23 protein-coding genes and 1 riboswitch are annotated in these 22,386 nt (G+C 62.4%); of the genes, 12 read left to right on the forward strand and 11 right to left on the reverse strand.

Features of this window, described 5'->3' with window-relative positions; genetic code table 11:
• Nucleotides 1–76 precede the first annotated feature (76 nt).
• The 3 genes from HY852_RS07635 to HY852_RS07645 all read left to right on the forward strand — a co-directional run bounded on the left by HY852_RS07635 (nt 77) and on the right by HY852_RS07645 (nt 2,769).
• On the forward strand, nt 77–556 hold the full coding sequence (locus tag HY852_RS07635) for a carboxymuconolactone decarboxylase family protein (RefSeq protein ID WP_291603803.1): 480 nt from the start codon (nt 77–79) through the stop codon (nt 554–556).
• A gap of 153 nt (nt 557–709) precedes the next feature.
• Nucleotides 710–1,246 carry a cupin domain-containing protein gene (locus HY852_RS07640; RefSeq protein WP_291603891.1) on the forward strand — a complete coding sequence of 179 codons (537 nt, stop codon included), beginning with the start codon at nt 710–712 and terminating at the stop codon, nt 1,244–1,246.
• A gap of 148 nt (nt 1,247–1,394) precedes the next feature.
• Nucleotides 1,395–1,539, forward strand: a riboswitch (FMN riboswitch).
• A 363-nt stretch (nt 1,540–1,902) separates the two neighbouring features.
• Entirely contained in the window at nt 1,903–2,769 is an 867-nt protein-coding gene (locus HY852_RS07645; RefSeq protein WP_291603804.1) for a hypothetical protein, read from the forward strand.
• Here the strand turns inward: HY852_RS07645 and HY852_RS07650 are convergent.
• On the reverse strand, nt 2,766–3,203 hold the full coding sequence (locus HY852_RS07650; RefSeq protein ID WP_291603805.1) for a DUF805 domain-containing protein: 438 nt from the start codon (nt 3,201–3,203) through the stop codon (nt 2,766–2,768). The genes HY852_RS07645 and HY852_RS07650 overlap by 4 nt on opposite strands.
• Before the next feature lie 1,435 nt (nt 3,204–4,638).
• Here HY852_RS07650 and HY852_RS07655 point away from each other — a divergent pair.
• Nucleotides 4,639–4,953 (forward strand): GIY-YIG nuclease family protein, encoded by a 315-nt coding sequence (locus tag HY852_RS07655; protein WP_291603806.1) that lies wholly within the window; start codon nt 4,639–4,641, stop codon nt 4,951–4,953.
• 93 nt (nt 4,954–5,046) lie between these two features.
• Here the strand turns inward: HY852_RS07655 and HY852_RS07660 are convergent, their stop codons facing one another.
• Together HY852_RS07660 and efp are read right to left on the reverse strand one after the other, a co-directional pair.
• Nucleotides 5,047–6,645 carry a M23 family peptidase gene (locus HY852_RS07660; protein ID WP_291603807.1) on the reverse strand — a complete coding sequence of 533 codons (1,599 nt, stop codon included), beginning with the start codon at nt 6,643–6,645 and terminating at the stop codon, nt 5,047–5,049.
• Between the two features lie 36 nt (nt 6,646–6,681).
• Complete coding sequence (gene efp / locus HY852_RS07665) at nt 6,682–7,248, reverse strand: elongation factor P (RefSeq protein ID WP_291603893.1); 567 nt, start codon at nt 7,246–7,248, stop codon at nt 6,682–6,684.
• Between the two features lie 138 nt (nt 7,249–7,386).
• Between efp and epmA the strand changes: the two genes are divergently transcribed.
• The 3 genes from epmA (at nt 7,387) to HY852_RS07680 (ending at nt 9,862) form a co-directional block, all read left to right on the forward strand.
• Entirely contained in the window at nt 7,387–8,439 is a 1,053-nt protein-coding gene (gene epmA, locus HY852_RS07670) for an EF-P lysine aminoacylase EpmA (protein WP_291603808.1), read from the forward strand.
• Nucleotides 8,436–9,530, forward strand: a complete 1,095-nt coding sequence (locus HY852_RS07675; RefSeq protein ID WP_291603809.1) for a lysine-2,3-aminomutase-like protein — start codon at nt 8,436–8,438, stop codon at nt 9,528–9,530. The genes epmA and HY852_RS07675 overlap by 4 nt, the downstream gene beginning before the upstream one ends.
• Before the next feature lie 77 nt (nt 9,531–9,607).
• Nucleotides 9,608–9,862 (forward strand): hypothetical protein, encoded by a 255-nt coding sequence (locus tag HY852_RS07680; RefSeq protein ID WP_291603810.1) that lies wholly within the window; start codon nt 9,608–9,610, stop codon nt 9,860–9,862.
• A gap of 47 nt (nt 9,863–9,909) precedes the next feature.
• Here HY852_RS07680 and HY852_RS07685 read toward each other — a convergent pair whose 3' ends face one another.
• The 6 genes from HY852_RS07685 to HY852_RS07710 form a co-directional block, all read right to left on the reverse strand.
• On the reverse strand, nt 9,910–10,995 hold the full coding sequence (locus tag HY852_RS07685) for a 3-deoxy-7-phosphoheptulonate synthase (protein WP_291603811.1): 1,086 nt from the start codon (nt 10,993–10,995) through the stop codon (nt 9,910–9,912).
• 221 nt (nt 10,996–11,216) lie between these two features.
• A complete protein-coding gene (locus HY852_RS07690) occupies nt 11,217–11,795 on the reverse strand; it encodes an HdeD family acid-resistance protein (RefSeq protein WP_291603812.1) in 579 nt (192 codons plus the stop codon).
• A gap of 150 nt (nt 11,796–11,945) precedes the next feature.
• The gene (locus HY852_RS07695) at nt 11,946–12,983 is read right to left on the reverse strand and encodes a PrsW family glutamic-type intramembrane protease (RefSeq protein WP_291603813.1); all 1,038 of its coding nucleotides are present in this window, start codon (nt 12,981–12,983) and stop codon (nt 11,946–11,948) included.
• A 256-nt stretch (nt 12,984–13,239) separates the two neighbouring features.
• A complete protein-coding gene (locus HY852_RS07700; RefSeq protein WP_291603814.1) occupies nt 13,240–15,003 on the reverse strand; it encodes a methyl-accepting chemotaxis protein in 1,764 nt (587 codons plus the stop codon).
• 162 nt (nt 15,004–15,165) lie between these two features.
• The gene (locus HY852_RS07705) at nt 15,166–15,384 is read right to left on the reverse strand and encodes a hypothetical protein (RefSeq protein WP_291603815.1); all 219 of its coding nucleotides are present in this window, start codon (nt 15,382–15,384) and stop codon (nt 15,166–15,168) included.
• Nucleotides 15,385–16,320: 936 nt separating this feature from the next.
• Nucleotides 16,321–17,478 (reverse strand): DUF2336 domain-containing protein, encoded by a 1,158-nt coding sequence (locus HY852_RS07710; RefSeq protein WP_291603816.1) that lies wholly within the window; start codon nt 17,476–17,478, stop codon nt 16,321–16,323.
• A gap of 1,382 nt (nt 17,479–18,860) precedes the next feature.
• Between HY852_RS07710 and HY852_RS07715 the strand changes: the two genes are divergently transcribed.
• The 3 genes from HY852_RS07715 to HY852_RS07725 all read left to right on the forward strand — a co-directional run bounded on the left by HY852_RS07715 (nt 18,861) and on the right by HY852_RS07725 (nt 20,819).
• A complete protein-coding gene (locus HY852_RS07715) occupies nt 18,861–19,616 on the forward strand; it encodes a DUF4336 domain-containing protein (RefSeq protein ID WP_291603817.1) in 756 nt (251 codons plus the stop codon).
• A 277-nt stretch (nt 19,617–19,893) separates the two neighbouring features.
• Nucleotides 19,894–20,556: a hypothetical protein gene (locus HY852_RS07720; RefSeq protein WP_291603818.1), complete on the forward strand. Its 663-nt coding sequence runs from the start codon at nt 19,894–19,896 to the stop codon at nt 20,554–20,556.
• Entirely contained in the window at nt 20,553–20,819 is a 267-nt protein-coding gene (locus HY852_RS07725) for an HGGxSTG domain-containing protein (RefSeq protein WP_291603819.1), read from the forward strand. Before HY852_RS07720 ends, HY852_RS07725 begins: the two co-directional genes overlap by 4 nt.
• 89 nt (nt 20,820–20,908) lie before the next feature.
• Here HY852_RS07725 and HY852_RS07730 read toward each other — a convergent pair whose 3' ends face one another.
• Nucleotides 20,909–21,340 (reverse strand): type II toxin-antitoxin system VapC family toxin, encoded by a 432-nt coding sequence (locus HY852_RS07730; RefSeq protein ID WP_291603820.1) that lies wholly within the window; start codon nt 21,338–21,340, stop codon nt 20,909–20,911.
• Nucleotides 21,337–21,651 (reverse strand): hypothetical protein, encoded by a 315-nt coding sequence (locus tag HY852_RS07735; RefSeq protein WP_291603821.1) that lies wholly within the window; start codon nt 21,649–21,651, stop codon nt 21,337–21,339. Before HY852_RS07735 ends, HY852_RS07730 begins: the two co-directional genes overlap by 4 nt.
• A 76-nt stretch (nt 21,652–21,727) precedes the next feature.
• Here HY852_RS07735 and HY852_RS07740 point away from each other — a divergent pair, with 76 nt between their 5' ends.
• Both HY852_RS07740 and HY852_RS07745 read left to right on the forward strand, forming a co-directional pair.
• On the forward strand, nt 21,728–21,901 hold the full coding sequence (locus HY852_RS07740; RefSeq protein WP_367116340.1) for a hypothetical protein: 174 nt from the start codon (nt 21,728–21,730) through the stop codon (nt 21,899–21,901).
• Nucleotides 21,898–22,164: an HGGxSTG domain-containing protein gene (locus HY852_RS07745; protein WP_291603822.1), complete on the forward strand. Its 267-nt coding sequence runs from the start codon at nt 21,898–21,900 to the stop codon at nt 22,162–22,164. Before HY852_RS07740 ends, HY852_RS07745 begins: the two co-directional genes overlap by 4 nt.
• Nucleotides 22,165–22,386: the final 222 nt, after the last annotated feature.

Genomic DNA, 22,386 nt, shown 5'->3' on the forward strand with positions numbered 1-22,386 from the left:
GCGCTTCGTCCAGTCTTGCCCGGCATATAAGAGCTCTTATAACTTACAAGTATTCTTATAACATAGGAAACTCGAAATGTCCCATGTCCGCGGCGAGTACGAAGGCTTCAAGGCGCTGGCGCCGGATGTCTATGAGACCGTGCTGACGCTTTCCCATGCCGCCGGCAAGGCTGGCCTTGACAAGCAGTTGCTTGAGCTCCTCAAGATCCGCGCTTCCCAGATCAACGGCTGCGCCTTCTGCGTGCAGTATCATATCCTGCAGAGCGAGCGGCTCGGCATGCCCGCGGACAAGATCAACCTCGTCGCGGTGTGGCGCGAGGCGCCGATCTTCTCGTCGCGCGAGCGGGCGGCCCTTGGCTGGACCGAGGCGCTGACCTTTCTGCCCGACGGCGTCAGCGACGATGTCTATGCCGAAGCAAGCCGCGAATTTTCCGAGAAGGAGCTGATGTATCTCACCTCGGCGGTTGCCTCGATCAACGTCTGGAAGCGCTTCGGCGTCGCCTACGGCTGGGTGCCGGCGGCGCGACAGGGGAATGCAGGTGCAGTGGCGTCCTGATCCGCAACAGCCACGACATCTCGGAGGAGAAGACGCATGACTTCGATGGCAAGGATGCCGTTCCCCTCAATTCCGTCATTGCGAGAAGCGCAGCGACGAAGCAATCCAGGCTTTTTCCGCGGCCACATCCTGGATTGCTCCGCTTCGCTCGCAATGACGCGTCAAATTGCATCGAACTGGTCTTCAAGGAATAGACGCGTTTCCCTCGCGCCGGCGCAGCCCGGGACGCGATCGGTCTCGCTTGCCGTCGTTGCCGGTCTTGCCTGCGCCTTGGCCATCGGAAAGACGCTGCCCGTGACGATGGACGCGATCTCCGGCGTGGTGGCGCCGCTGTGCATGACCTCTGGTGCTGCGGCATCGCCGCTCGAAAAGGTCGAACCGATCGACTCCTATGCGCTGCCGAACGTGCCGGGCAAACGGGTGACCATCGTGCGCGTCTCCTACGGCCCCGGCGGCTTCACGCGGGCGCACCGGCATTCGGGTTCGGTGACGGCCTACGTCACCAAGGGCGAAATCCGCTCCCAGCTCGGCGGCGGCCCGCTCGAGACCTTCAAGGTCGGGCAATCCTTCTTCGAGCCTCCGGGCTCGACGCATCTGGTCTCCGCCAACGCCAGCAACACCGAGCCGGCTGAGCTGATCGCGGTGTTCGTGGCTGACGACGGCGCGCAGCTGACGACGTTTATTGAGTAGTGTGCTTCAGAGCGCACTCAAGCGGACCGAGGCCCTGCATGTACGTTCGCCGGGAGAGCGACGTCGTTGTGAGTATTTGCCACGTTGTGTCCCCGACAGCATCAAGCAAGTTGTCCATTGACGGCCTGTTCCGGCCAAGGCAGCATTCGAATGTTCTCAGGGCAGGGTGAAACTCCCTACCGGCGGTATGCAGCCCGTGCTGCGAGCCCGCGAGCGCCTTCCACTGGAAGGGTCGAGCAGATCAGGTGCGATGCCTGAGCCGACGGTTACAGTCCGGATGAAAGAGAACGCGCGAGCCGGCCCGCTGATCGCGGGGCGGCGCGCTCGTGATCGCCTTGGGTGACGTGTTGGTTACCGGAAAGGAGATCACATGACACACACCCGCTACGCGTTCGTCAAAGCCGCGGCAAGCACAAGCTCGTCGCCATGACGACTGCAGGCCGCCAATACGTCAAGCCGACCGGGACGGACTGACCCGGTGCGGCTCTGCCCGCCCCTGGGACTCCTCTACAGCGCCCAATAGTTCAAGCGAGCCGCCCTCGTTCGCTCGCATGGATATTGGCATGTCCGCTCCTGCGCTGCTCTCGGAAGCCGGGCGGATATGATCAATTCATGATCGCGCGGCCTGGCCGCTGCACAATGATCTTTCGGCTTCGTTGCAAGACAACAATCAACGGCCTGTCGCACTTATGAATCAAAATCTACTCTTCGGCCTCGTCCTGCTTTCCGCTGTCGGTCATGCGTCATGGAATGCGCTTCTCAAGACCACGTCCGATCGCCTGGTGCTGATGGTCGCGATTCGCATCGTGGGCCTGTTGTACGGCGCTATCGTCCTGTGGGCGGTAGGGGCACCCTCGATCGGGAGCCTAAGCTGGATGATCGCCGCGGCAGTTGCCATGTGGATCTATCAAGCACTCCTCGTTCAAGCCTATCACATCGGGGATCTCAGTTTCGTCTATCCGCTATCGCGCGGTTTGGCGCCTGTCCTCCTGACTGCCATTGCGTTCTTTCTACTCAACGAGACGATTTCGGTCCTCCAACTCTTGGGGGTGATCTCTATCTCGCTGGGTATTGTGACGCTGGCTCTCTTGGGTCGCGGCAGTTCGGGCGCCCTGGTCTACGCGATGCTGATTGGCGCGAGCATTGCAGCCTATAGCTTCCTCAGCGGCGCGGGAGTCAGGTTGAGTGAAAACGTTCTCGGGTTCAGCGCAGCGCTCGAAATTGCGTCTGGCGTGGGCATCCTGGGCTATACCACCGTCGCGCGCGGCCGGTCGTTTGTGCCTTCACTACTTGCGATCTGGCCAACAGGAATAGGTGCGGGCATACTCTCAAGTGTGGGCTATCTGACCTTCCTGGTCGCCGCGGTACATCTGCCAATTGGGCCTGTCTCAGCTGTTCGCGAATGCAGCGCGCTTTTTGGAGTGCTGATCGGCATCTTCATCATGAATGAGCCATTTGGCCTTGCCCGAGCGTTCGCGGCCGTGCTGATGACGCTCGGCATCATGGTGCTGGCGGTGCTCTAGGCGTCATGAACGCTATGGGCCAATGGATCACCGCCAAATCGATTGTTCCCACGGGCGCCGGGGATGATGCACATCGCGGCCACGACGATCAAGATAACGATCCATGCGCGGATATTGATGGCGTGCGACAGGGGAGAAATCGCGAAGAACGCAAGCAGCCACCATCCGGACAGGTTGAGGTCGTGCAGCCTCTTGGCGAACACAGCGGCAAGAGGCCAAAGCGCGACCAACGTCGCCAGCAGTACTGGTAAACCCTGTGCGCGGTCGATGTCACTGCGGTTCACATAAAATTGGACGGGCGGAGTGCTCGCTATCAGAAGGGTCCGACTCAGGAATGCGGTGGCAAGCACGATGCCGAAATAGCCGAGCCGGAACTCGTGGCGACTGATGCGCCCATCAAAGGACAAGAAGAACCAGCTATGGATGGCGAGCATGTCCGAAAGCGCCGCGTTTTCCTGCGGCCTGCCTTAGCAGCTTGCCGTTAACGCAGCCGGAATCGATAGCCGGAATTTGTCGGCAATAGACGAGGGAAGGGCTTCCGAAAGGCCTGGGTTTGGGCGTTCCAGAACGTGGAAGTCCTCTGAGCTAAGGCGGTTGGCAATAGGTGAGAAACTACGTATGCACAATGTTAAGGAAAGGCGTTCGACTGCCTGACAGGCAAATCAGGTACCCGGGCGAGCAAAGCGATACAGAGGATCGTAAAGTCCCGCACGTCGTCTCCCGCTCACGCGAGCACAACTGCTTGGGCCGCCTGGCGGGCAAATCACCCCAGGGCTCGGTCTACCGCCCCGCGCCAAAATAATTCGCTTTTTCAGAATTACGAACCGGCCTATCTTTCACCCGTCTCATCCCGGCAAGAGGGGCGGGTCGCGATCGTCACGAACGCGGGATGAAGATGCGGTGGACGCGGCAGCGTCGGCGCGAGGCGAGGGTGCAGGGCGGGCAGAGGATTGAGCCGAACCCCGTGAGCGTCCCGGGCATCGCGCAGGACGAACGGCGCTGTTACTTGACTTGGCTTTAGGTTTGGTGCGGCTTGCCGCGCCGAAGCCTTGGCGGAGGCGGGATCGCGTACGGCAAAAGCGTGTGGTCCTGGCTGCCGTTGCTGCAGTCAAGCTCCGCGGAGGCGCCTTGAGCCCAACCGGGTGTGAGGCGTCGCCAATCCGCGGAGCGACGGTGACAAGAACGAATTCGTCGCCGGGGAGAGCTCGTCATAAGCCGTAAAGCCACTGCGCAGGGAAGGCCGGGTGTCGTCGGCTGTACCTGTATGCTCGTGTGCGATTTCCTTAGCGTGTGTGCACACGAGACCGCGGGTGCAGCGGGCACCCGGTCTTCCCTGCGCCCTCTTGCATGAAAGAGGGTGAAGAGGACAGCAAAACTCGGGCGAATTGCGCCGCGAGAAGGCGAAGTCGCGTCTGCTGTTTGCAAATCGAATCTTGCCGCGAGCGAAAGTCTATCACCTCACCCTGAAGGAGCTTGCGCAAGCAAGCGTCTCGAAGGGCGAGGGCAGAGCTGTGTTAGCGGGCCTCATGGTTCGAGACGGCGCTGCGCGCCTCCTCACCATGAGGGTTGAAACGGGCGCGGACGCGAAGACGGTTCATTCTCCCGAGCCACTGGAGCGAAGCGGAGGCATCGAAGAGCGATGGGCACCAGTGGGGCCGTGCATCCTTCGAGGCTCGCCATGCGAGCGCCTCAGGATGACGGGACGAATTTGGAGAAGGCGGCATCTTCGCTCGAACTGTGGCACTGACAGGCAACTTGATGCAGCGGGGCGCCAACATCTTACGTTGACACCTTGTTCGGTGCCGTCATCCTGAGGTGCGAGCCGTGCGGCGCATCGCGCCGCGCGGGGAGCCTCGAAGGATGACTGGAATGGGCATCTACGTCTACATGCTGCGCTGCGCAGATGGCTCCTTCTACGTTGGAAGCGCTACGGGCGAGGACGTGTCGAAACGCGTAGATGAGCACAACGCCGGAGCCTACCCGGGATACACATACACAAGACGTCCCGTGGTTCTGGTGTGGTCGGAATATTTCGATCGAATTACCGATGGCATCGCGGCCGAGCGGCAGATCAAGGGCTGGAGCCGAGCCAAGAAAGAAGCGCTTGTTCGCTCGGACTGGAACGCCATCAGTCAGTTGTCGCGCCGGCGCGCAGGAGCGCCGAGATCTAAAACCAACTCCTGAATTGTACTTGCAGACGGGCCGTTCACCCTTCGAGGCTCGCTACGCGAGCACCTCAGGATGACGGCACTAATGTCGTTGCGGACTTCACGCAGTTCAGTTCTCGCTCTCGCCTTCCTGCTGGTCGGGCTTGAGCACGTCGTCCGGCAGCGTGTGCGCGACGGCGGATGGGCCGGCGATTTCAGGCCCGATCTCGCGTCCGCGGCCGCGGATCAGGCGCTCATAGGCCGAGATCAGCGTTGCGTAGGGACTGACCCAGATCCAGCCGTCGCGGGTGAACACCTGCACGTCGAAATGCAGATGGCGCGAGGTGCCGTTGGGATGATCGAGATAGTTGGAGATGACGCCGACGTTCTCGCCCTCGGACAGGATGCGGCCGTTCAGAAGGTTGGCGTCGTCCATCGCGGAAGGGTTCATGTGCATGTAGCGAAAGCGGATGTGCTCGGTACGGCTGTTGACCTGAAGCGTCAGGCCCTGCTGCTTGGGGGCGCGGATCACGGTGGCATCGCGCACGGCGACCAGGCCCTGACGCTTGGGATCGCAGTTCTCGCCGGCCTCATGGTCGGGTGGGCAGGGGACAGCGCGGATGTCCTCGCCCTGGTGGCCGAACTCACCGCCGCACTGGCCGACGTTGAAGCTGCGGGATTCGCAGAAATTGTCGCGCCACGGATACCCGGTGGGCAGGTCGGCCTTGTCGCGCTTGCCGAAAGACTGCGAGCGGACGGTGGCCGGCGCCTTCTCGACCGGAAAACGGACCTGCGAATAGACCATGAAGTCGGCACGCCCGCTCTGCTTGCGATAGCCGCTGTTGGCAATGATGTCGCCGGGCGGACGATAGGTGAAATCGGGCGATCGTTCGAGCGGCCGCTCGGCGAGCTCGGAGGCAATGTCGAAGCGCGGCCGCGTTCGCTGTCCGCCTGCGACGTGCAGCGCCTTCAGGAATCGCTCGGCGACCGGATAGGCCTCGCGGCACGCCAGCCGCCGCGCTTTCGGCACGCTGTCCAGGCACTGGATCGAGACCACATAGGGCACCCCGAAGCGCGTGAAGGCATAACGCACGTAGCCTTCGCGGATGAAGCGGCGCAGGTCCGGATATTGCGCGGCCAGCGACTTGACCGGCTCGCCCTTGCCGCCGGCCGGATCGGCAATGTCATAGACGAGAATCGAGCCGGTGATCTGCACCTCGACGGGCTTGGCGAAAACCCGCTGCGGCAGGTCGTCTCCCGCGCCGGGCTCGAGCGAGAACACCGCGTCATAGCCGGCGGGCCCGGCGTCGAACAGGTCGACGGGTCGGAAGTCGGATTGGTAGTGCGCGAGCGACAGGCTCGCGGGGGCACCGGCGCGCAGCGCTTCCAGAATGGCGCCCACGTCAAGGGGCAGGAGCACCGGAACGGAGCTGCGCGAAATGCCGTGGAAGAAAGGCGATGTAACCGCGTTCAGCCGGACCAGCGCCGGCAACGACCGCCTGTCATACCTCGACACCGCGCGGCGCGTCGCAAACACGAAGTCGGAAGCGATCGCGGGATGCGCGTTGATCTCGGTCCGCAACTGGTCGATGGCCGCGCGCCAGTCGACGCGCACCGCCGAGATGGAAGGGGTACGGAATTCGTCGGCACTGGCAGCAAGCCCGCCGATTTCCAGAAGAGAAAGCGAGGCGAGCAGGCGCGCGACGAACCCGACAGCTTTCCTTCCCAATTCCCCGCCCCCCGGCGCCCCAACTCTGCCGTCAGCTCAATCCTTTGCGCGCTCGGAATAAGAGCCGTCTTCCGTCATCACCACAATACGGGTGCCCACGGTGATGTGCGGCGGCACTGCGGTACGCACGCCGTTGGACAGCACCGCCGGTTTGTAGGACGAGGAGGCGGTCTGCCCTTTGGTGACCGGCTCGGTGTCGACGACCTCAAGCGTCACCCGCTGCGGCAGGGCGATCGTGACCGGGGTCGCATCGTGCATCGACAGCTTCACCGTCATGTTTTCCTGAAGATAGACGGCGGAATTGCCGACGATGTCCTTCGGCACCTGCACCTGGTCATAGGTCTCGGGGTTCATGAAGTGGAAGCCGTCGCCATCTTCGTACAGAAACGTGTAATTGCGCTCCTCGATCGTGACCTTCTCGACTTGGTCGGTCGTCTTGTAGCGCTCGGAGATCTTCACCCCGTCGCTGATTCGCCGCATCTCGATCTGGCTGACCGGAGTTCCCTTGCCGGGATGGATGTTCTCGGCGCTCAAAACGACGTAAAGCTTGCCGTCTTGCTCGATAACGTTGCCTTTGCGAATAGAACTGGCGATGACTCTCAAAGCTATTTTTCCTGATGGTTTGGCCCGGCACCGGGCAGGACACGAGCGTGGGGAGGCCTGTGCGGCCATTTCGGGGCGCAACATACTGATTTTGCCGCTGGATGCCAGCGTTTTGCGGACCGTCGCGGCGGCCGGTTAATGGCTATTGACGACCAGTTTTCTCCGTTCTGGGCGGCCGACCGGCACGCCGACAAGCGGCCTTTCCTGGCCGCCCGGCGCGAGATTACCCGCGCGATCCGGGCCTGGTTTGACGAACAGGGCTTTGTCGAGGTGGAGACCGGGATTCTACAGGTCTCGCCGGGCAACGAAACCCATCTGCACGCGCCCAGGACCGAGATCTTGCGCAGTGACGGCGAGCGTCTGACGCGGTACTTGAGGACTTCGCCGGAATTTGCCTGCAAGAAGCTGCTGGCGGCCGGGGAGACCAGGATTTTCGAGCTGGCGCGGGTGTTTCGCGACAGGGAGCGCGGCGACCTGCACCTGCCCGAATTCACCATGCTGGAATGGTACCGAGCCGGCGCGCCCTACGATGCGATCATGGCCGACTGCATCGTCGTGATCGCCCATGCGGCCCAGGCGACCGGCATCCGACAGTTTTCGTTCCGCGGCCGCACCGCCGATCCGTTTGCCGAGCCGGAGCTGTTGACCGTTGCGGGCGCGTTCGAGCGCTTTGCCGGGATCGATCTGCTCGCAACCATTGTCGGCGGCGAGGGCGACCGTGCCGCGCTCGCGACGGCCGCCGGGGACAAGGTGCGGATCGCCGATGACGACACCTGGTCGGATCTTTTCAGCAAGATCCTGGTCGAACATGTTGAACCGAACCTCGGGCAGGGGCGCTTGACGATCTTGTTCGAGTATCCGGCCCCCGAAGCCGCGCTCGCCCGCGTCAAGGCCTCCGATCGCCGCGTGGCGGAACGGTTCGAGGTCTATGCCTGCGGGGTCGAACTCGCCAACGGGTTCGGCGAGCTGACAGATGCGCGCGAGCAGCGCCGCCGCTTTGCGCTCGCGATGGAGGAGAAGCAGCGGCGCTATGGCGAGCGCTATCCGCTGGACGAAGACTTTCTGGAGGCGGTCTCCCACATGCCGGAAGCGAGCGGAGTGGCGCTCGGATTCGACCGGCTGGTGATGCTGGCAAGCGGCGCCTTGAAAATCGATCAGGTGGTCTGGACGCCGCCCGCGGGTGAACGATGAACAAGCACGATCGAGCACGCACCTTGCGCGAGGTGGCCGATCTGGTCGCGCAGGGGCTTGTCCCGCCAGCAGCGCAGGCTGAACTGGAAGGAGTCGCCTCGCGCTATGCGGTGGCGATCACGCCGGAATTGGCCCGCCTGATCGACACCTCCGATCCGGCAGACCCGATTGCGCGTCAGTTCGTGCCGAGCGCGGAAGAGCTGGTGGCGCAGGCCGGCGAAAGGGCCGATCCGATCGGCGACCACGCCTATTCGCCGGTTGCAGGTATCGTGCACCGCTATCCGGACCGGGTCCTGTTCAAGCTGATTCACGTCTGCGCCGTGTACTGCCGGTTCTGCTTTCGCCGCGAGATGGTCGGCCCCGGCAAGGAGACTGCGCTGTCGGACAGCGCCTATCAAACCGCGCTCGATTACATCCGCTCGCATCGTGAAATCTGGGAAGTGATCCTGACCGGCGGCGATCCCCTGATGCTGTCGCCACGGCGGCTTTCGGAAGTCATCAATGATCTTGCCGCGATCGATCACGTCAGGATCATCCGCATTCACACACGCGTTCCGGTGGCTGATCCTGCGCGCATCTCGGGCGAGATGGTGCAGGCGCTGAAAGTGAACGGCACCACCGTCTGGATCGCGCTGCACGCCAATCACGCCCGCGAATTGACGATGAGAGTCCGCGCCGCGTGCGGAAGGCTGGTCGATGCCGGCATTCCGATGGTGAGCCAGTCCGTCCTGCTTCGTGGCGTCAACGACAATATCGGCGCGCTCGAAGCTTTAATGCGGGCCCTCGTTGAATGCCGGATCAAGCCTTATTATCTTCACCACGGCGACCTTGCCCCGGGAACCGCGCATCTGCGCACGACGCTGGAGGCGGGGCAGGAACTGATGCGCGCCTTGCGCGGACGGGTGTCCGGCCTGTGCCAGCCGGAATATGTACTCGATATTCCAGGTGGAAACGGCAAGTCTCCGGTCGGTCCGACTTACCTGGAGCGGGCGCAAAATATCGCAGCCGGGAAGGATGAAGGCGGCAATGAAACGCGCTATCGTGTCGCGGACTATTGCGGCGAGGTTCATCTCTACCCTCCCGGCCGGTGAGGGTGGGAACGCAAGCCGCGGGCCGATGCGGTCCCAACCGTTTTGAAGATTGGAGGAGCAGAATGAGGAGGAGCAGAATGAAAAGAACCATCCTACCGTTGTCGCTCCTGGTTCTTCTCGTCGGTGCCCCGGCAGGCGCACAGACCGGAGGCACGTCGACGCTGACAAATCCGAGCGGCAGCAAGCCGCTGATCCAGGCGCCGGTCGGGCATCGGCAGCCGCGGGCGGCCGATGTGCCGAGCGAGAAGAATTTGAGCGACCCGAACAGCCCGGCCAACAAGGAGGACGCGGCCCTCGATCGCAAGATCAGGAACATCTGCCGCGGCTGCTGATCGGCCGGCGGGGCGCGCGCGAGAACACGTCCCGCCGACGATTGATATTAGGCCGAGCGTTCCCGCATTCGGCGGCGCCGGGTCGCTCGCCGGACCGCAACGGCTTCGGCAAGCTCGTGCAGGACGCGAACGGTGGTCGCCCAGTCAATGCAGCCGTCGGTGATGCTCTGGCCGTAGGTGAGGGCGACATCGGGCTTTGCGTCCTGGCGGCCCGCGACGAGGTTGCTCTCGATCATCACGCCCATGATGCGCGATTCACCGGAAGCGAGCTGGCGGGCGATGTCGGCTGCGACCAGCGGCTGGTTCTCCGGCTGCTTGCTGCTGTTGGCGTGACTGGTATCGATCATGATCGGCGTGCTCACGCCGGCACGGAGGAGTTCGCCGGCCGCGGCATCGACGCTGGCGGCGTCAAAGTTCGGCGTACGGCCGCCGCGCAGAATGAGGTGGCAGTCCTCGTTGCCGGCCGTCGAGGCGATCGCCGAACGCCCGCGCTTGGTGACGGCCATGAAATGATGCGGATGCGAGGCGGACTTCACCGCGTCGGCGGCGATGCGCACGTTGCCGTCCGTCCCGTTCTTGAATCCGACCGGGCAGGACAGTCCGGAAGCGAGCTCGCGATGAATCTGGCTTTCAGTGGTGCGCGCGCCGATCGCAGCCCAGGATACGAGATCGGCGATGTATTGCGGCGTCGTCATGTCGAGGAATTCGGTCCCGGCGGGCACACCGAGATTGTTCACCGCCGAAAGCACGCTGCGCGCCAGCCGCAGGCCCTTGTTGATGTCGAAGCTTTCATCGAGGTTCGGGTCGTTGATCAGCCCTTTCCATCCCACGGTCGTCCGCGGCTTCTCGAAATAGACCCGCATCACGATCTCGAGCCTGTCGGCAAGCTCTTCGCGCAGCGCGGCGAGGCGCTCGGCGTAGTCGAGTGCGGCGGCGGGGTCGTGCACCGAGCAGGGACCGACCACGACCAGGAGGCGGTCGTCGCTGCCGTGCAGGATGGCGTGGATGGCGTTGCGGGCTGCCATGACGACGCGCGTCGCGGTGAGGGTGCGCGGCACTTCGCGCATTACCTCTTCCGGCGTAGTCAGCTCCTTGAGTTCCTTGATGCGTAGATCATCTGTCGTACTCAACACGGCGGGCTCCTGGTTCTTAAGGACCTGCCGGCAACAAAAAAGCCGCCAGGTCTGGCGGCTTGTTCGGACTTCTGCTGCAATTCTCAGATTGAGCGCGATCCTCCCGCCGCCAGCGAGCTGTCGTAGCTAAAGTACCAAAAATAGCTGGTGGCGACGGTGATCATGGGCGCGCTCTATAGCGCACTGGTTTGGGCTTGTCATCCCCTATGAGGCGAAAAATCTCAGACGTTGCCGCTGCGCGCCGCCAGCGCCATTCCGATCAGCGTGGCCCCGCCGAACAGGAGGTTGATTCCGACCAGAAGGCCGATCGCCCAGAGCGCCGATCCGGGCAGTCCGATAATAATGACGGCTGCGATCAGGATGTCCATCAGGCCGGCGACCAGCAGCCACGACCAGCGCCCGGTCAATTCGCGGCGATGCTCGAGCGAATACATGATCGAGGCCACGCCCTCGGCGAGGAAATAGGCGCCGACTACGATGGTCAGCGTGAAGGTGCCCTGCACGGGAGCCGCGATGAGGATGATGCCGGCAATGACGCCAAGCACGGCCGACACCAGCGCCCACCAGAAGCCGGGCATCTGGCGCGCCCAGAAGGTCAGCACGAGGCCCGCGATGCCGCTGATCAGGAACATCCAGCCGAGAAAGATGGTGACTGCGAGACTTGCCAGCGGCGGCACGATCATCGCCGCAAGTCCGAGAATCGCGAGGAGGATGCCCTCGATCAGGAATGCAACCCAGTGCTCGCGTACCGTGGCACGCATTTCAGATTGCAGCCGGGTGAAGTCCTCGGGAGCAGTCATCGCAACCTCCTTGGCAGCGGCGCCGTGAATCACACTCTACAACGCGATTGCATCGACCGCCAACGCGCTCCGACTCCTTTGTTGGAGCACCGATCCCGGCATCGATGCACAGACGCTGAGATGCTGAGATATTGTCGGAGTTTTCCGATCCTAACCGCCGCCGGACGGGGAGGTAAATCCCTCGGCGCTGGTGCGGATGCGGTTGCGACCGAGGATGTAGATTGCCGATGTGACGATCAGCAGGGCGATGCCGAGCAGGATCGAAACAAGCCCGATCGGCACCAGCACGATGGTCGCGTTGTGGTCGTGATTGAGTAGCCAGTGACGGATCGATGTCAGTACGAAGGCGAGCCCGACAAAGCCAGCGCCGCCGCCGGCGACCAGCAATGCCCACATGCGCCGCAACTGGCTGAGGCGTTCGCGCCCGACCTCGGTGCGTGGAGACTGGTGGCGACCGACACGGTGCACCAGGCGGACGGCAAAGCCGATGGAGCCGAAGCCGATCAGCAGGCTCGTGGCGCCGAGCACCATCCGAGACGTCGGGGAGAGGTCGACATGCTGCTGCAGCGTGAGCAGGGGAAAATCGAAAGCGGAGTGCAATGCCAGCGGGGCCATGAACATGAGGAGCCGGCTCGACAGACGTGCCCAGTCGCGGTTGTGCCGATGAGCGCCGAGCGCGGTGCCCGAGCGACCCAATGCAAGATAGGCGCCGGCGATGATGCCGAGCGCGCCATGGAAGGGGACCGTGAGCACGCTGCGCAAGGCGGCCAGCGACCGCCACATTTCGGCATGCTGCACGAGATAGGCGAGGTTCTCATAGGCCGCGAAGCCGAGCCCGACGGCCGCGCCATACACCACGGGATCCATCGGGTCGGCAGATGGTTTCCGTCTTGCCGATATTACGACAATGGCGATGACCTTCACCGCTTCCTCGGGCAGGGCGACGCCGAAGATGGAACGCATCGCCTGTGCGACCCAGGGATTTTCGGGAGCCGCGACAATGGATGCAAACGGAGCGCGGGCAAGCCCGAGCAGGGAAATGCTGGCGGCGCCCAACAGGAAGGCGGTCCAGACCTGCGCTGGAGGCCCGGGGCGTTCACCCGCCGCGATGACGAGCCACAGCATCAGCAGCGCAGGCGCCACTGCTGCGGTTCCGATCACGGTGGGAAGCGCTTCAAGCAGATTCATCACGCTCAGAATAGTCTGTTTCGCCGCGTTATCTACCGGCGTAGATGCGACCACGTGTCATTCAGCGTGCGCTTGCTTTCAGCAACGCCGCCGGTTAGCAGGCGCGACAAACCCTGCCCATGCGCGATGTCACCAGGGCATCCTCCGCGCTCAGCGAATCCATGTATTTTGCGCCGTCGATCTTCGATCGCGGGCTGCGATTGCGCGGCGCAACATGCGTCCAATACTGAATTCGTGCCAGTGCGCCAGGCTCAGTTCAGGCTGCGCGCACGCTCTCCAGGAATCTTCCGACCTCGACCTGCAGCCGGTTGCTGTCGCTGGACAGCGATTTCGCCGCGGCCAGCAGTTGCGACGATGCCGATCCGGTCGCGTTGGCATCGCGCTGCACCGCTGTGATGCGTGTCGAGACCTCCTGAGTGCCGTGCGCGGCGTGCTGCACATTGCGTGCAATTTCCTGGGTCGCCGCACCTTGTTCCTCTACTGCCGCGGCGACGGTCGAGGCGATCTCCGACAGCCCCTGGATGGTATCGCTGATCTGTCCGATGGCTCCCACCGAGTCGTCCGTCGCGGACTGGATCGCAGCGATCTGTTGGCCAATTTCACCGGTTGCCTTGGCGGTCTGCTCGGCAAGCGCCTTCACTTCGGAAGCCACCACCGCGAAGCCGCGGCCGGCGGTACCCGCCCGTGCTGCCTCAATGGTCGCATTGAGGGCGAGCAGGTTGGTCTGGCCGGCGAGGGTATTGATCAGTTGGACGACGTCGCCGATACGGCTTGCGGCCTTCGACAGCTCGCTGACCTGGCCCGTGGTGGCGCGGGCCTGGCTGACGGCATCCGCCGCCATGCGTGCGGATTGCTGCACCTGCCGGCTGATCTCGCTGACCGAGGACGACAGTTCCTCCGTGGCGCTCGCGACCGACTGCACGTTGGTCGAGGCTTCCTCCGAGGCTTCGGTCACTGCGGTGGTCGTTTCCTGCGCACGCGAGGCCGTTGTGGCCATCGCGCCCGCTGCTTCTTCCAATTCGCCGGATGCAGACGAAACGGTCTTGATGATGTCGCCCACCGCGCCTTCGAATGCATCGGCGAGTCGGATCATCTCGGCCTTGCGCTGTTGCGCAGCGATTTGATCCTGGTGGTGCCTGGTCTCGGCTTCCTGGCGAGCCTTCTGCTCGGCCTTGATCTTGAAATTCTCGACCGCCTGCGCCACGGCGCCGATCTCGTCCTTGCGGCCCAGCCCGGGCAGCCGCACCTCGAAATTGCCGTTGGCGAGCTCCTGCATGGCCGAGCTCAGCCGGTGCATCGGTTGGGCGATCGCGACCACCGAAAGGAGGGAAGTTGCGATCAGGAGCAGGGCGGTTAGCCCGCCGATACCCAGGGACATCCGCTCGGATGACGCGGATTGCTGCGCCGCGCTGCTGACTTCGTCCGCCATTTCCTTCTTGGCGCGATCCACGATCGCATTGGCGGCCGACTCGAGCTGCTCCGACAGGGGCAGGACCACGGAGTTCGAGATCTGCCGTGCGTCACCTGTCAGCTCGGCAGCGCGGTGCTGCGACTCGGTGGAAAGTGTGAGCCCCGACGACTCGACGGCAGTCAACTCGAGCAGTTCGGTCTTGATCATCGCCAGTTTCCGGGCGGCAGACTCATAGCTGCCTGCGACGCCTTTCAGCTTGTCGACTTCGGCTCGGGTATCGGCCGATGGAGCGAGGCGGGTAATCTCGTCCGTCAATCGGGCAAATGCTGTCAGCCGATTCGCGAAATAATCCTTGGCCTTCTGCAGCTCGTCATCGGTGGCGGCGAACCGGATATTGATCGCACCGATCTGCAGGCCGCGGGCGGCAGCCTTCATTTCAACCGCGGCGCGCGCAGTGCCAGCCTGGGTCAGCGCGCTCTCGTTGGCACGATTGACGGCCGCGCTACCTGCTATCTGGTTTGTAATCATCAGTCCGACGAAAAGAATGCCGAGTGCCGCAGCGACGCCAAGCTTGGCGCCGATTCGCAAGTTATTGAACAGTGCGATCATGCTTCCCCATCTGTCGAAATGGCTCGGTCCATTCGGTCAGCCAGCCGAATTCCAACCTATCGGAGCGGCTGTTTCATTGGAGTTAATGAAGTTGCGTGAATCTGTGGATCAATCCTGCAGGTTGTGTCGAGGTTTTGGGCCTGGAAATCGCGCGCCTGATGGTCAGGCGCGAGGCGAAACGTCGAACGCGCCCAGTGTGAATTCGTCGCCAGCCGAATCTTCTGAAGATCGCTGAGCTACGAGCGTGAAGGTCGCATGCGGGTACTGCTTCCAGATATCCAGATCCGCGGCCGTGATGGTCAGCCAGCCGAAGGTGAACATGTAGCGCCCAGGCTCGGTGACGTGGCCGGCTTTCTCCCAAGTGATCTTGCCGACAGCCATGAGGTTCTCGACACCGTTAGGGTTCGCGGTTGTGGTGCCAATCTACCGCAATCGGCGTGGATGAACGAGCGCAAAGGGGTGGAATCTGACGACATTACAACGTGGGTTAAAACAATCGAGCCGGTCGTGGCGCTGACCGCGCAGCTAGCGTCCGCAAGGTGACCAGGGAGTTTTCGCCCCGGCACTTGCCGTTCTCCGCCACGACAATATTGAATGGCCGACACATCAGGCCCAGAATGGCTTTGCCTCCGACATCCGTCTGAGAATGGTTCAAGATTGATGCTGCTTCCCTCGCCAAACTCACGATGATTCTCGTCGCGAACTCTTTGGGAAGTCTGGCCAAGGCGCTGCGGAAGTCGTTGATGCGAAGCAGGCTTGCAACCGGGCGATCGGTACAGCGTGTGCGCTCGACGCGGGCTTTCTCTGTCCGTGTTTACTTAGCTTTAAGGGGACGGGACTAAATCGCACGAGCCCTACGGCGGCAGGGCCCGGCTCGCTTGCACGGCGCAAGTTGAACCAATCTACCAAAAAACCAGCGCGATTTCATTGACCGTATTCAGGCGGGCTAGCAATGACGCGTGGGCTGAGACGACAAGTGCTTATCGTTCGGGAGTGGGACCGTTGGACCCGGCAACGAGGCATCCCGCGCTACGGTCTCACCGCCAGAGAGACCCTCAAATTCTACACCGAGCTTGATGCTTCCAAGTCGTCGCTCCTGGAGTTCAATCCAAGGGGGCGCGACAAATGGAGGATCGTGCACGGCTGGCTTTTGGTCGCAGGACGTGTTGACGAGTACATTTAGGTGCTCGCCAGGGCAAGCCGACTTGCGCTCCCGGGCGGAATCGATCCGCCCGCTCTCTTCACCATGGAAAGGGGCGGCTGACCGACAGAAGGAGGCAAACCGGAAACGCAGCCTACGGCGGGGTGCGCGGCGGCCTATTTCTCGATCCTGTTATGGAGCTGCCAAAAACGTAACGTTCGCTCGGCGGTCTCTGTCGACAGCTTGCCGTAGTCCTGAAAGGCAACCTTGAGCGTCACGTCATCGATCTCGTGTTTGACGGGCCGCCGGCGAAGAATTTTCTCGACCGTGCCCCAACTCAAACCGGCCGATTTGCAGGGAATGAGCACGAGATCGGCGCGCGGACCTTCAATTACCCTCGCCATCAGCTCGGTTGGCGCGCTGTTGTTGAGGAGGCCAAGTGAGGCCGCGATCTCGTCGAACTTCCTGTCTTCGGCAAACCGGGCAATCGCGGCGTCGGTCAGCTCGTTCAGCCCCTTCATTCGTCGAACGGCCGCTTCCGCCCGGTTGAAATCGCGCGTCTGCGACATGCCTTGCTGCGCCTTGTTGGCGATACTCGTCAGGACGCGCTTGATTTCCTCCTGCAATTCTGGAGGCGCGGTCATTGCCAGGCGGTTTCGCACCGCTTCGGTGGCGCGCAGCAGCAAGTCGCGCAGGAATTTGGCCGGAAGATCAATTCGAAGCCCGAGTACCTCGGTGAGTTCGTCATCGGATTCGGCGCGCGCGACCAGGCCGCCATAGCCGGTCTCGGAGAAGCGCGCGCTGTCGTTGCCGGCGAGCTTTCTGATGACCTTGCGCTCGCCTCGCTCGACGAGAACGTCCGTCACGGCCTCCGGCAGATTTGCCCGTCCCGAGATCGCGAGCAGGTGATCCTGTCCCTTGGTCATCGCGATTTCAACGAGGGTGTGCGTCGCCAGGCGTGACGATCTCTCCAGGACAGAGCCAGCCACGGCGATTTCGTTGTCCCGGGCAAGGCGCTCGATCACCCCTTCAGGGGAGTAGTCCAGTGGGGCAAGCCGCGAGCCGAGTTCGGCCTTCACCCGGCTTTCGACGCGGGCGGTGAGATGACACAACACGTCGTCGAACACTTTGACTTGTTCGTCACTCAGCCGTTCGCCGCTATACAGGAACAGATCCGTGACCTTGCGAAGGGTGCTGATCCGCCTGTCTGACGAACCATGTCTGACGGCCTCTTCCAGTTCGGCGATCAGCGAAGCTGAATGTTCCATAATGGCGCGCGTCAGGCCCTGGTATGTCGGGATGAAATAGAGCGGAACAATAGTAATGCTTCTCAATAGCGATCTCTTCTTTCGAGGACGTTAATTTGGGAGCTGGCCGCTAACGCGGGCTGGCCAAGATGTCGCCGGTTGACCGACTCTGTCGTGCGGGTCCGGATGGAGTGCACAAATTGGGTTGCCGCTTTGACGTTTCCGGGCGGGAAGGCGGCGTGCAAGGCGGCCGCGTCAGCAGAGTTGATCCGGGGTGATCTTGATCAAGTTCGTTGCGACACGAAGACCAGGATCAATCTTCGGATGGAGAGGAACAACGCTTGGCAAACTTACGGTGGGTCCCAAGCCCAGCCCGACGAAGAACAACCGAGCACGGCTGCCTCATCGTTCTTGCGTCCAGATCCTGACGTCCGAGACGAAAGGCAGCGCCGCGAGGAGCGGGAGCACGATCGAAGTTGGCATAAGGCCAGGCAGTAGACCGCCGGATTGCATCTGTGCGTCCAGTGCACGATGCTATCCTTCATTCGAATAGGAATCGGCACCGGTGAATAGCATCTGCGGCGCAGCGAGGGCGAAACGTCACGCGGCCAGCCCTCAGCCGGATCGAAAGCAACGATGCGAATGGGATGACTGTCCTCGCCCGCGACCAGGTCGCGGATGCTTGTTTGCAGGAACTCAGACGCATCAGAATTCGGGCCAGAGCTCAGCTGCGGTGTCGCTTCCGTTGATCCACGTCAAACAGGAGGAACCGATCAGAGTTATGCAGCGAAGCATTTCGACCGGGCTAGAGGCAGAGTCGCCTCTCTCCAACAATAACCAACGCATGGCGCGAGACCACCGCAGGTCCCCGTCTGTTTGTCTGTGCGAGGAAACGGATGCAAACGTACTATTTTGAGATCAGGAGCACGAACGCGCCAGCTATTCGGGACACGCGCGGCATTCAATTCGAAACCGGACGGGAGGCAGTCGTTTACGGCCAGAGATTGGCAGCCAGGCTCGCCGCGGACAGCTGTATCGAAGATCGCGGGCTGCGGGTTGTGATCACCGATAAGTCCGGAACCGAGATCCAGGTCTCCGTCTCGCACTTGCCGTCCTCAAGACGAGCTCTGTCTCCCATTGGCAGCTTGCGCCAGTCTGGTCCATTCAGCAGCGAGCCTCAGCCATTCCTCGGTACCGAGTGGGTTGAGGGCCTTCTCCGCCTCTATCCAGCCTTGTTCAGCTTCGCTCTGGAGCCGCTGCGTGTCCTGGCAATCGGACCACGCACAACGGCAAACCTGGGACGCGCGCCAATTCAATTGAGGACAACAACGATCGATCGCGGCACTACGGCTTGACCAGGCCGGAGTGATTACCGGCTCGGCGGCTGGAGCTTGCACGAAGATGCGGCTAGACGTGTTGTCGCACAGGATCATCGGGATTCCGATGCAGCATTGAATGGCGATACGATCATGGCCGATGCCGCGTCAGGACTCTACGAACCCGTAAACCAATACAAACCGGTCGCTCAAGACATCGGTATCGTAGACGGCCCTTTCGAGTACTTGACGATAGCCGGGGTGAGGCTTCCGTTGCCGTTCACCACTCGGATGACCGTGGTGCGGCTCAGCAACGGCGACCTTTTCCTCCATTCCCCCATCGCATTCGACGCGGCGCTCGCCGAGAGGCTGCAGGCGATAGGCACGGTCCGCCATCTCGTATCGCCGAACCAGTTCCACTACGCGCACATCGGAGAGTGGTCACAGGCGTTTCCGGATGCGGTTGCCTGGGCCTCCCCGCACGCACGCGAGCGCGCGCGCTCGCGGGGTATCGACGTGCGATTTGACAGAGACCTCGGCGCCGAACCGCCGGAGGAGTGGCGCGGCGAGATCGATCAGACCACCGTTCCAGGAGGAATTTTCGGAGAGATCGTTTTCTTCCACGAGGATTCGAAGACCCTCATTTTGGCCGACACCATCATCAATCTCGAACTCGATAAGATGAGGCAACCGTGGCGCTTCGCCGCCAGACTCACCGGGATGTACCATCCGCGCGGCCAAATATTCTTCGGCATGCGCTTGCCGCTGCTCTTGCAGAAACGAAAGACGAGAGCAGCGGTCCAAAAAATCCTGGCATGGCAGCCGGAACGCATCATTCTCAGCCATGGACGCTGGATCGAGGCGAACGGCAGCGCAACTCTGCGACGCCTGCTTGGATGGGCACTCTGAGCCTGGTACCCATTTCAACAAAACAACCCCATGCAAAGTAGCAGGCGGCATGAACGCTTCGAACGAGACGATTGACTCGTCGGGCAAATCAGCGGCATTCGTTCATCGTACCCCAATCTCGTAAACGCCCGTCGCCCCGCGTCAGGGGGCTCTCCGGTGCGATTGCGACTCCAAATCCTCACCCACATTGAAATTGCACCGGCTCGCCGCGGCGAACGATCGCCTGCGCGTGACCGAGCCGCGCGCCTCCCTCGCGCGCCTGCCTGGGACATCAGACATGGACACAGCTCCGGACATCACGACGTCCACGGCAATTGCCGCGACCGACCCGGCCAAAGCTGCGAGAACCCCGCGGATCAAGCTGAAGTCGAACGGTTTCTCCATCGACCATCCGGACCCCGAGCTCGGCGAACAGCTGATGGCGGACGCACTGGGCGTCGCCGATCGCGAAGCGCTGGATGGCATTCTCGGACAACTGGTCAAGGTCAGTGTGAACGGGGGGCGTCCCGACGAGGTCAACCTCTCTTTCGCGATTTCGATGGTGAAGAGTATCAAGCCCAGGGATTCCGTCGAGGCCATGCTGGTGGCGCAGATGGTTTCGGTTCATCTCATGGCGATGCGATGCGCCCATCACCTTGCGAATGCGAAAGACCTCGCCCAGCACGACAGCGCGGCGCGCGCATTGGGCAGGCTCGCCCGCACCTTTCCCGCGCAGATGGATGCGCTCAACCGCTATCGCAGCCATGGCGAGCCCGCCATCACTGTGCAGAACGTGTCGGTGGGGGACGGCGGCAAGGCCATTGTCGGCAACGTCACGCAGCATGCGAGCGTGATCGTCTCCGACAACAACCCGGCATCGGCTGCACCGAAGGCGCCGAAGGCCGCGCGCTCCAGGCGAGGACGCCATTCCGCTGAGGCCAGGCGGACAGCACAGGCATGAGCGATCACATCAGAAATACCGGCCCGATGCTGGCGAGCCCGCGTTGCGGCGCCAAGACTCGTTGCGGCGGCGCCTGCCGCTCACCGGCGGTGCACGGCAAAAAGCGCTGCCGCATGCACGGCGGCGCGCCGCGATCCGGCGCGCCAAAGGCCAACCAGAACGCGCGCAAGCACGGCCTGTTCACCAGCGATGCGATCGCGGAACGAAGGCAGATCCAGGCGTTGTTGGGTGAAGCGCGGAAGCTGCTGGAGATGATGAGGTGAGTGGGTTTTGCAAAAAGCGCGCGAACCAACAGAAACCAGCGACGGGTCAATCAAATCCGATGGCGGAACGGCTCATGTTTGTTCGGCGATCAGATCGCATTCCGGAGAAGGTTGACGATCTCGACCTCGGCAAAGTCCTTTTCGTTGTCGGTGACGACGATGCAGTCGTTGGCCTCTGCAATCGCAGCGATGATCATGTCGAGAGCGCTGCGCGGCCGTCCGTTCGCGGTTCCCTCAGCCATCAAGCGGCCCCAGATCAGGGCCGCCTTCTCATCGAATGGCAGCACGCGGCCAGCGAAAAGCGCCGGAGGCCCTTCCGGACCGGAAAACCAGGCATCAAGCTGGTCACGTTTCCGCCCGGCGGGCTTTTCCAATATGCCGCGCCGAATTTCGGCGACGGTGAGCGAGGCAATGAATAGATGCTCATCGACCTGCTCCCCCATCCAGGCCAGCAACGCTTCCGAAGGCGTCGGCTTCGTGACGTTGCTGATGATGTTGGTGTCAAGGAGATAACGGCTCACAGCTCGACCTTGCGCCCGGTTTCAAACTGGCGAACCGGAGCGATATCGCTACCCACGAGAGGCGAGCGGCGAAGTGCCGCGAGAATGCCGCCTTTCCTCGGCGGCTCACCGGAAATGGTTTGAGTGACTGCGGCCCGCAGCCGTGAGGCATCCGGCCCGTCTTCCGCTAGGCGTCGCGCGAGCGATCGGATGAGGTCGCGATCACCGTCGAGCCCAAGAACCTCGAACCGGGCAATTCCCCGTTTTTGGAGACGATTCCGATAGTTCCTGATGGCGCGCTTCTGAGACTTGCTGCCCACAATGCTCTCCATGGATATATCCAGTAATATAGCCGGGATTCGAGCTATCTGCAAGGGTAACCGCTGCCGTAGCCATGGAGAGCTCACCGTGCAGAACGTGTCGGTGGGGGATGGCGGCAAGGCCATTGTCGGCAACGTCACGCAGCATGCGAGCGTGATCGTTCCCGACAAGAACCCGGCATCCGCGGCGAAGGCGCCGAACGTCGCGCGCTTCAGGCGAGGACGCGATTGCGCTGAGACCGGGCGAAAAGCACAGGCATGAGCGATCACATCAGAAACACCGGCCCGATGCTAACGAGCCCGCGTTGCGGCGCCAAAACCCGTTGCGGCGGCGCCTGCCGCTCCCCGGCGGTGCACGGCAAAAAGCGCTGCCGCATGCACGGCGGCGCACCGCGATCCGGCGCGCCAAAGGCGAACCAGAACGCGCGCAAGCACGGCCTGTTCGCCAGGGATGCGCTCGCGGAGCGAAGGCAGATTCGGGTGCTGCTGGGTGAGGCGCGGAGCTTGCTGGAAGGGATGAAGTGAGTGGGTCTGCAAAGAGCAACGGGGGCTTCCTGGCGGAAACACCATCGATAAGACAAACCATTGGAACTTCCCGGAGGCGTTATCGGAAATGTCCAAATCCGGACTCCGGGACGCGACAACTCAGCAGGTGCCGCGCGAGAAATAACACTGAGAGTCGGTGCGAGACTTCTCACCTTGGCAACCAGCACATTTTTGAGCGAATAGCGTCCGGTCTTACCCGGG

The organism is Bradyrhizobium sp. (assembly GCF_016213215.1).
Taxonomy (GTDB): domain Bacteria; phylum Pseudomonadota; class Alphaproteobacteria; order Rhizobiales; family Xanthobacteraceae; genus Bradyrhizobium.